Origin of the sequence: Pseudomonas sp. NPDC087814, from assembly GCF_044742865.1 — a bacterium.
Lineage (GTDB): Bacteria > Pseudomonadota > Gammaproteobacteria > Pseudomonadales > Pseudomonadaceae > Aquipseudomonas.
The window spans coordinates 1-9213 of sequence record NZ_JBIUVK010000051.1 but is presented as its reverse complement, the minus strand read 5'-3'; the positions used below and the strand labels follow the sequence as shown (position 1 = coordinate 9213).

The following is a 9213-nucleotide window of genomic DNA, read 5'->3' as shown; positions in this document are numbered from 1 at the left end:
GCCACTGCGCTGAACGACACCACCGTTCGGACGCCCCAGCCGATGTCCCGGCGCGACCTGCGGGTAGACGGCCAGGGCAACTTCGGTTCGGTCGACGGCGACAACGCTGCGGCCATGCGATACACCGAAGTGCGCATGACCAAGCTGGCGCACGAGCTGCTGGCTGACCTGCACAAGGAAACCGTGGACTGGGTGCCGAACTACGACGGCACCGAAATGATCCCGGCGGTCATGCCGACCCGTATTCCCAACCTGTTGGTCAACGGCTCCAGCGGTATCGCCGTGGGCATGGCCACCAACATCCCGCCACACAACCTCGGTGAAGTCATCGACGGTTGCCTGGCCCTCATCGACAACCCCGAGCTGACCGTCGATGAGCTGATGCAGTACATCCCGGGTCCGGACTTCCCGACCGCCGCGATCATCAACGGTCGCGCCGGCATCATCGAAGCCTACCGTACCGGTCGCGGCCGCATTTACATGCGTGCCCGCTCGATCATCGAAGACATCGACAAAGTCGGTGGCCGCCAGCAGATCGTCATCACCGAACTCCCTTACCAGTTGAACAAGGCGCGTCTGATCGAGAAGATCGCCGAGCTGGTTAAAGAGAAGAAGCTGGAAGGCATCACCGAGCTGCGCGACGAGTCTGACAAGGACGGTATGCGCGTGGTGATCGAGCTGCGTCGTGGCGAAGTGCCTGAGGTGATCCTCAACAACCTCTACGCCCAGACCCAGCTGCAAAGTGTATTCGGTATCAACGTGGTAGCGCTGATCGACGGCCGCCCGCGCATCCTGAACCTCAAGGATCTGCTGGAAGCCTTCGTGCGTCACCGCCGCGAAGTGGTAACCCGCCGTACCGTATTCGAACTGCGCAAGGCCCGTGAACGCGGCCACATCCTGGAAGGCCAGGCTGTTGCGCTGTCGAACATCGACCCGGTCATCGCCCTGATCAAGGCTTCGCCGACGCCGTCGGAAGCCAAGGAAGCGCTGATCAAGATGCCGTGGGAATCCAGCGCCGTAGTGGCGATGGTGGAACGTGCCGGTGCCGATTCGTGCCGTCCGGAGACCCTGGACCCACAATACGGCCTGCGCGACGGCAAGTATTTCCTGTCCCCGGAACAGGCCCAGGCCATTCTGGAACTGCGTCTGCACCGTCTGACCGGCCTGGAACACGAGAAACTGCTGGCCGAGTACCAGGAGATCCTCAACCAGATCGGCGAGCTGATCCGCATCCTCAACAGCGCCGTGCGCCTGATGGAAGTGATCCGCGAAGAACTGGAAGTGATCCGCGCCGAATACGGCGATGTGCGCCGCACCGAGATTCTCGACGCCCGTCTCGACCTGACCCTGGGTGACATGATCCCGGAAGAAGATCGCGTCGTGACCATTTCCCACGGTGGCTATGCCAAGACCCAGCCGTTGGCTGCGTACCAGGCCCAGCGTCGTGGCGGTAAAGGCAAATCGGCTACCGGCGTCAAGGATGAGGACTACATCGCTCACCTGCTGGTTGCCAACAGCCACACCACGCTGCTGCTGTTCTCCAGCAAGGGCAAGGTGTACTGGCTGAAAACCTACGAAATCCCGGAAGCGTCCCGCGCTGCCCGTGGTCGTCCGCTGGTCAACCTGCTGCCGCTGGACAGTGATGAATACATCACCACCATGCTGCCGGTAGACGAGTACACCGAAGGTCACTTCATCTTCATGGCCACTGCGAAAGGCACCGTGAAGAAGACCCCGCTGGAATCCTTCAGCCGTCAACGCAGCGTGGGCCTGATCGCCCTCGAACTGGACGAAGGCGACGTATTGATCAGCGCGGCCATCACTGACGGCGAGCGTGAAGTCATGCTGTTCTCCGACGGCGGCAAGGTTACGCGCTTCAAGGAGTCCGACGTTCGTGCCATGGGCCGTACCGCCCGCGGTGTGCGCGGCATGCGCCTGCCGGAAGGGCAGAAGCTGATTTCGATGCTGATCCCGGAAGAAGGCAGCGAGATCCTCACGGCATCGGCCCGCGGCTACGGCAAGCGTACGGCCATCAGCGAGTTCCCCGAGTACAAGCGTGGCGGCCAGGGCGTTATCGCCATGGTCAGCAACGATCGCAACGGCCGCCTGGTCGGCGCGGTCCAGGTGCTGGATGGTGAGGAAATCATGCTGATTTCCGACCAGGGCACTCTGGTACGTACCCGGGTTGATGAAGTGTCGAGCCTGGGGCGTAACACCCAGGGCGTGACCTTGATCAAGCTGGCCAGCGACGAAACGTTGGTAGGCCTGGAGCGTGTCCAGGAGCCATCGGAAGTCGAAGGCGAGGAGCTGGAAGGTGAAGAGGGGATTGCACTCGAGGGGCAAGTGATCGGCGATGCCGATGACGGCGTCGACGAGCCAACACTCGACGCTGCCGCAGACGAAGAAGAACCGCAGGAATAAGCGGACACACAGGGGGCGGATGAAGATTCGCCCCCTTGTTGTTTGTCCCGTTTGAAATACGACGCCGCGCCGCTCTTGTAGGAGCCGGCTTGCCGGCGATGGCATCAACTCGATTCAAGTGAGGCACCGAGTCGTTTGCATCGCTGGCAAGCCAGCTCCTACAGGGTTCCGCGTTGCGGGATGTTGATTGCAGTCCCACCAGATCAGAGAGATTGGATGTGAGCAAGAGAGCCTATAACTTCTGTGCCGGTCCCGCGGCGCTTCCTGAAGCAGTCCTGCAGCGCGCGCAGGGTGAACTCCTCGACTGGCATGGAAAAGGCCTCTCCGTGATGGAAATGAGCCATCGCAGCGATGAGTTCGTGTCCATTGCCACCAAGGCCGAGCAGGATATGCGCGACTTGCTGGACATCCCGTCCGATTACAAAGTGCTGTTCCTGCAGGGTGGTGCGAGCCAGCAGTTCGCCCAGATCCCGCTGAACCTGCTGCCGGAAGATGGCACTGCGGACTATATCGACACCGGTATCTGGGGGCAGAAGGCCATTGAAGAGGCCTCCCGTTACGGTCACGTCAATGTGGCAGGCACGGCCAAGCCCTACGACTACTTCGCGATCCCCGGTCAGAACGAGTGGAAGCTGTCGAAAGACGCGGCCTATGTTCACTACGTGGCAAACGAAACCATCGGCGGCCTGGAGTTCGACTGGGTGCCGGAAGTGGGTGATGTCCCGCTGGTCTGCGACATGTCCTCGGACATCCTCTCGCGCCCGATCGATGTGTCCAAGTACGGCATGATCTACGCCGGTGCACAGAAGAACATCGGCCCGAGCGGCATCCTGGTCAACATCGTCCGTGAAGACCTGTTGGGTCGTGCGCGTTCGCTGTGCCCGACCATGCTCAACTACAAGGTCGCGGCCGATAACGGCTCGATGTACAACACCCCGCCGGCCTTCGCCTGGTACCTGTCGGGCCTGGTGTTCGAATGGCTGAAAGAGCAGGGCGGCGTGGCTGCCATGGGCAAGCTCAACGAAGAGAAGAAACGTACCCTGTACGACTTCATCGACGCCAGCGGCCTGTACAGCAACCCGATCAACCTGACCGACCGTTCGTGGATGAACGTGCCGTTCCGCCTGGCGGATGATCGCCTGGACAAGCCTTTCCTCGCCGGCGCCGACGAGCGCGGCCTGTTGAACCTCAAGGGCCACCGTTCGGTAGGTGGCATGCGCGCCTCCATCTATAACGCTGTCGATATCCACGCCGTCAAGGCGCTGGTGGCTTACATGGCAGAGTTCGAAAAGGAACACGGCTAATGTCTGAGCAAGAACTCAAGGCCCTGCGCGTACGCATTGACAGCCTGGACGAGAAAGTCCTGGAGCTGATCAGTGAGCGCGCGCGGTGCGCCCAGGAAGTTGCACGGGTGAAGATGGCTTCCCTGGCTGAAGGCGAAGTGCCGGTGTTCTACCGTCCGGAGCGTGAAGCCCAGGTACTCAAGCGCGTAATGGAACGCAACAAGGGCCCGTTGGGCAACGAAGAGATGGCGCGGTTGTTCCGTGAAATCATGTCTTCGTGCCTGGCACTGGAGCAGCCGCTGAAAGTGGCTTACCTGGGCCCGGAAGGCACCTTCACTCAAGCCGCGGCCATGAAGCACTTCGGTCACGCGGTGATCAGCAAGCCGATGGCTGCGATCGACGAAGTGTTCCGTGAAGTGGCCGCCGGGGCGGTGAATTTTGGCGTGGTGCCGGTGGAAAACTCCACCGAAGGTGCCGTCAACCACACCCTCGACAGCTTCCTTGAGCACGACATGGTGATCTGCGGCGAAGTCGAGCTGCGTATTCACCACCACTTGCTGGTGGGCGAAAACACCAAGACCGACAGCATCAGCCGCATCTACTCCCACGCCCAGTCCCTGGCCCAGTGCCGCAAGTGGCTGGACGCGCACTACCCGAATGTGGAGCGCGTGGCGGTGTCCAGCAACGCCGAAGCGGCGAAGCGGGTCAAGGGTGAGTGGAACTCGGCGGCGATTGCCGGCGACATGGCTGCCGGCCTGTATGGGCTGACGCGCCTGGCCGAGAAAATTGAGGATCGCCCGGATAACTCCACGCGCTTCCTGATGATCGGCAGCCAGGAAGTGCCGCCGACCGGCGACGACAAGACGTCGATCATCGTCTCCATGAGCAACAAGCCCGGCGCGCTGCATGAGCTGCTGGTGCCGTTCCACGACAACGGGATTGACCTGACGCGAATCGAGACTCGTCCTTCGCGCAGCGGTAAATGGACTTATGTGTTCTTTATCGACTTCGTCGGCCATCACCGCGACCCTCTGGTCAAGGGTGTGCTCGAGAAAATCAGTCAGGAAGCCGTGGCACTCAAGGTGCTGGGCTCTTACCCGAAAGCGGTTTTGTGAGGCTTTAACATGAGTGGCAACTTCCTCGCCCTGGCGCAGCCGGGCGTGCAACAACTGTCGCCTTACGTTCCGGGCAAGCCTGTGGACGAGTTGGCGCGCGAGTTGAATCTGGATCCGTCGAAGATCGTAAAGCTGGCCAGTAACGAAAACCCGATGGGCCCAAGCCCCAAGGTACTGGCTGCGATTCGTGAGGCGCTGGCCGAACTGACCCGTTATCCCGATGGTAACGGCTTTGAACTCAAGTCCCTGCTGGCGAAAAACTGCCGCGTTGATATCAACCAGGTGACCCTGGGTAACGGCTCCAACGATATTCTGGAGCTGGTCGGCCGCGCCTATCTGGCGCCGGGCCTGAACGCGGTGTTCAGCGAGCACGCGTTTGCGGTCTATCCGATCGTCACTCAGGCCGTTGGCGCCGAGGCGCGTGTGATTCCTGCGAAAGACTGGGGTCATGACCTGCCAGCCATGCTGGCGGCCATCGATGACAATACTCGTGTTGTGTTTATCGCCAACCCGAACAACCCGACCGGCACCTGGTTCAGCGCCGAGGTGCTGGATAACTTCCTGCAGGACGTGCCGGAGCATGTACTGGTGGTGCTGGACGAGGCGTACATCGAGTACGCCGAAGGCAGTGACCTGCCGGACGGCCTGGATTTCCTCGCGGCTTATCCGAACCTGCTGGTCTCGCGCACGTTCTCCAAGGCTTATGGCCTGGCGTCGCTGCGGGTTGGCTATGGCCTGTCCACCCCGGTGGTAGCCGATGTGCTGAACCGCGTTCGCCAGCCGTTCAACGTCAACAGCCTCGCGCTGGCGGCGGCTTGCGCCGCGGTGCAGGACGCTGAGTACCTGGAAGAAGGTCGTCGCCTCAACGAAAGCGGCATGCTGCAGTTGCAGGATGGCTTCCGTGAGCTGGGCCTGGGCTGGATTCCCTCCAAGGGCAACTTCATTTGTGTCGACCTGGGTCAAGTGGCCGCTCCCGTGTTTCAGGGCCTGTTGCGTGAAGGCGTGATCGTGCGTCCGGTGGCCAATTACGGCATGCCGAACCACCTGCGCATCACCATCGGTCTGCCTGCTGAAAACAGCCGCTTCCTCGAGGCGCTGGCCAAGGTTCTGGCTCGTGGTTGATGTCACTGCATTGCAACCTGCTGTGCCTATGATCGGTCGCCTGGTGGTGGTCGGTCTGGGATTGATCGGCGGCTCCTTCGCCAAGGGCCTGCGGGAAAGCGGCCTGTGTGGCGAAGTGGTCGGTGTGGACCTGGACCCGCAGTCGCGCAAGCTGGCGGTGGAGTTGGGCGTGGTGGACCGCTGTGAGGCGGACCTCGCCGTTGCCTGTCAGGGTGCGGATGTCATTCAGCTGGCGGTGCCGATCCTGGCCATGGAGAAGTTGCTGGCGCTGTTGGCCGGCATGGATCTGGGTCAGGCGATCCTGACCGACGTCGGCAGTGCCAAGGGCAATGTGGTGCGTGCGGCGCGGTTGGCCTTTGGTGGCATGCCTGCGCGGTTTGTGCCTGGGCATCCGATTGCCGGGTCCGAGCAGAGCGGCGTTGAGGCATCCAATGCGCAGCTGTTCCGTCGTCATAAAGTGATTCTGACGCCGCTGGATGAAACCGATTCTGCGGCATTGGCCGTGGTGGATCGGCTTTGGCGCGAGCTGGGGGCGGATGTCGAGCATATGCAGGTCGAGCGCCACGATGAAGTGTTGGCGGCGACCAGCCATCTGCCGCATTTGCTGGCGTTTGGCCTGGTGGACTCGTTGGCCAAGCGCAACGAGAACCTTGAGATTTTCCGTTACGCCGCCGGTGGTTTCCGCGACTTTACCCGGATCGCCGGTAGCGACCCGGTGATGTGGCACGACATCTTCCTTGCCAACCGCGATGCGGTGTTGCGCACCCTGGACACGTTCCGCAGCGACCTCGACGCCTTGCGCGACGCGGTCGATGCTGGCGACGGGCACCAGTTGTTGGGCGTGTTCACCCGTGCGCGGGTGGCACGGGAGCATTTCAGCAAGATTCTGGCGCGTCGGGCCTATATAGATGCTGCAGTAAACGCGGATGACCTGGTGTTTCTCGCCAGTCCCGGTGGCCGCTTGAGCGGGCAGATCCGCGTGCCTGGGGATAAATCGATTTCCCATCGCTCGATCATGCTCGGTTCTCTGGCGGACGGTGTCACTGAAGTCGAAGGTTTTCTGGAGGGTGAGGACGCCCTGGCGACCTTGCAGGCGTTCCGCGACATGGGCGTGGTGATTGAAGGCCCGCACCATGGGCGCGTCACCATCCACGGGGTTGGCCTGCATGGCTTGAAGCCGGCGCCAGGTCCGATCTATCTGGGTAACTCCGGCACCTCCATGCGGTTGTTGTCCGGTTTGCTGGCGGCCCAGCGCTTCGACAGTGTGTTGACGGGGGACGCCTCGCTGTCCAAGCGCCCGATGAATCGCGTGGCCAAGCCATTGCGCGCAATGGGCGCGGTGATCGAGACCGGGCCGGAAGGGCGCCCGCCGCTGACCATTCGTGGCGGCCAGGCACTCAAGGGGCTGACCTACGCATTGCCGATGGCCAGCGCTCAGGTCAAGTCCTGCCTGTTGTTGGCCGGGTTGTATGCCGAGGGTAAAACCTCGATTACCGAGCCGGCACCGACCCGCGACCATACCGAGCGGATGTTGCGTGGTTTTGGGTATCCGGTGGAAGTGGCGGGCGCTACGGCTGCGGTCGAGTCCGGTCACGCGCTGACCGCAACCCATATTGAGGTGCCTGGGGATATTTCCTCCTCGGCGTTCTTTCTGGTGGCGGCTTCAATCGCCGAAGGCTCCGAGCTGTTGCTTGAACATGTGGGTATCAATCCGACCCGTACCGGCGTGATCGATATCCTGCGACTGATGGGCGCGGACATCACCCTGGAAAACCAACGGGAAGTGGGTGGTGAGCCGGTCGCTGATTTGCGTGTTCGTGCGGCGCCGTTGAAGGGGATCGAGATTCCTGAAGCCCTGGTCCCGCTGGCTATCGATGAGTTCCCGGTGTTGTTCGTGGCTGCGGCGTGCGCCGAAGGCCGGACGGTATTGCGTGGGGCAGAGGAGCTGCGGGTCAAGGAGTCCGACCGGATCCAGGTCATGGCCGACGGTCTGCTTGCGCTGGGCGTGAAGTGTGAACCGACACCTGATGGGATTATTATCGATGGTGGCGTGATCGGCGGTGGTGAGGTCCACGCCCATGGCGATCACCGGATTGCCATGGCCTTCAGCGTGGCTTCCCTGCGAGCGGCTGCGCCGATTCGTATCCATGACTGCGCCAACGTGGCTACGTCTTTTCCGAATTTTCTTACACTGTGTGCCCAAGTCGGCATCCGTGTTGCCCAAGAGGCTCAATTGTGAATATCAAAGCACCGGTGATTACCATCGACGGGCCAAGTGGCTCGGGCAAGGGCACGATCGCCGGCATCCTGGCCAAGCGCCTGGGCTGGTGCCTGCTGGATTCCGGGGCGCTGTACCGCTTGCTGGCCTTTGCCGCCCGCAACCATGGCGTCGACCTGACCAACGAAGAATCGCTGAAGCTGCTGGCTGCGCATCTTGACGTGCAGTTCGTCGGGGCGACCGAAGGTCATCCCCAGCGCATCATCCTGGAAGGGGACGATGTGACCGACGACCTGCGCAACGAGCAGGTCGGCTCCTGGGCTTCCCAGGTCGCCGCATTGCCGGCGGTGCGCGATGCTTTGCTGCAGCGCCAGCGGGCTTTCCAGGAACCGCCGGGTCTGGTGGCCGATGGCCGCGACATGGGCACGGTGGTCTTCCCCGAGGCGCCGCTGAAGATTTTCCTCACGGCCAGCGCCGAGGAGCGGGCCCGTCGCCGTTACTTGCAGTTGAAGGGCAAAGTCGATGGTGTTAGTCTGTCGAGTCTGCTAGATGAGATCCGTGCACGCGATGAGCGTGATACCCAGCGTGCGGTAGCCCCGCTCAAGCCGGCGGCTGACGCCATACAGCTGGATTCCACGGAGTTGTCCATCGAGCAGGTGCTGGAACGCATCTTGAGTGAGATCGCCATTCGCGATATCGCCGGGTGACCAAGAAGGCCGCAGGGGACCAGTCATAGTCCTGTGGTGCTTCTTTTAATTGAAACTGACCCACACCGTCTGGGGTGTGGAGATGGGCGTATTCTTCGCCCTTATCAACAGGAATTAAAATGAGCGAAAGCTTTGCGGAACTCTTTGAAGAAAGCCTAAAAACCCTGAACCTTCAGGCAGGCTCCATCATCACCGGTGTTATCGTTGATATCGATTACCAAGCTCGCTGGGTAACCGTTCACGCTGGTCTGAAGTCTGAAGCTCTGATCCCGCTGGAACAGTTCTACAACGTTGCTGGTGACCTGACTATCAACGTCGGTGTCGTAGTTCACGTTGCTCTGGACTCG

The 9213-nt window shown here is 61.5% G+C and carries 6 protein-coding genes and 1 pseudogene; all 7 read left to right on the top strand.

All coding sequences use genetic code 11. The annotated features are described in order from the left end of the window. A partial coding sequence (gene gyrA / locus ACIOMR_RS26000; protein WP_401197135.1) for a DNA gyrase subunit A occupies positions 1–2421 on the top strand: 2421 nt, incomplete at its 5' end. Between the two features lie 218 nt (positions 2422–2639). Then, complete coding sequence (gene serC, locus ACIOMR_RS25995) at positions 2640–3725, top strand: 3-phosphoserine/phosphohydroxythreonine transaminase (RefSeq protein WP_003218814.1); 1086 nt, start codon at positions 2640–2642, stop codon at positions 3723–3725. Next, entirely contained in the window at positions 3725–4819 is a 1095-nt protein-coding gene (gene pheA / locus ACIOMR_RS25990) for a prephenate dehydratase (RefSeq protein WP_003218812.1), read from the top strand. The genes serC and pheA overlap by 1 nt, the downstream gene beginning before the upstream one ends. A gap of 9 nt (positions 4820–4828) precedes the next feature. Next, complete coding sequence (gene hisC, locus ACIOMR_RS25985) at positions 4829–5941, top strand: histidinol-phosphate transaminase (protein ID WP_401197132.1); 1113 nt, start codon at positions 4829–4831, stop codon at positions 5939–5941. A gap of 28 nt (positions 5942–5969) precedes the next feature. Beyond that, the gene (locus ACIOMR_RS25980; protein WP_401197174.1) at positions 5970–8180 is read left to right on the top strand and encodes a bifunctional prephenate dehydrogenase/3-phosphoshikimate 1-carboxyvinyltransferase; all 2211 of its coding nucleotides are present in this window, start codon (positions 5970–5972) and stop codon (positions 8178–8180) included. Further along, complete coding sequence (cmk, locus tag ACIOMR_RS25975) at positions 8177–8866, top strand: (d)CMP kinase (RefSeq protein WP_003172653.1); 690 nt, start codon at positions 8177–8179, stop codon at positions 8864–8866. Before ACIOMR_RS25980 ends, cmk begins: the two co-directional genes overlap by 4 nt. Positions 8867–8985: 119 nt before the next feature. Beyond that, positions 8986–9213 (top strand): annotated as a pseudogene (gene rpsA, locus ACIOMR_RS25970) (30S ribosomal protein S1); the annotation flags it as partial.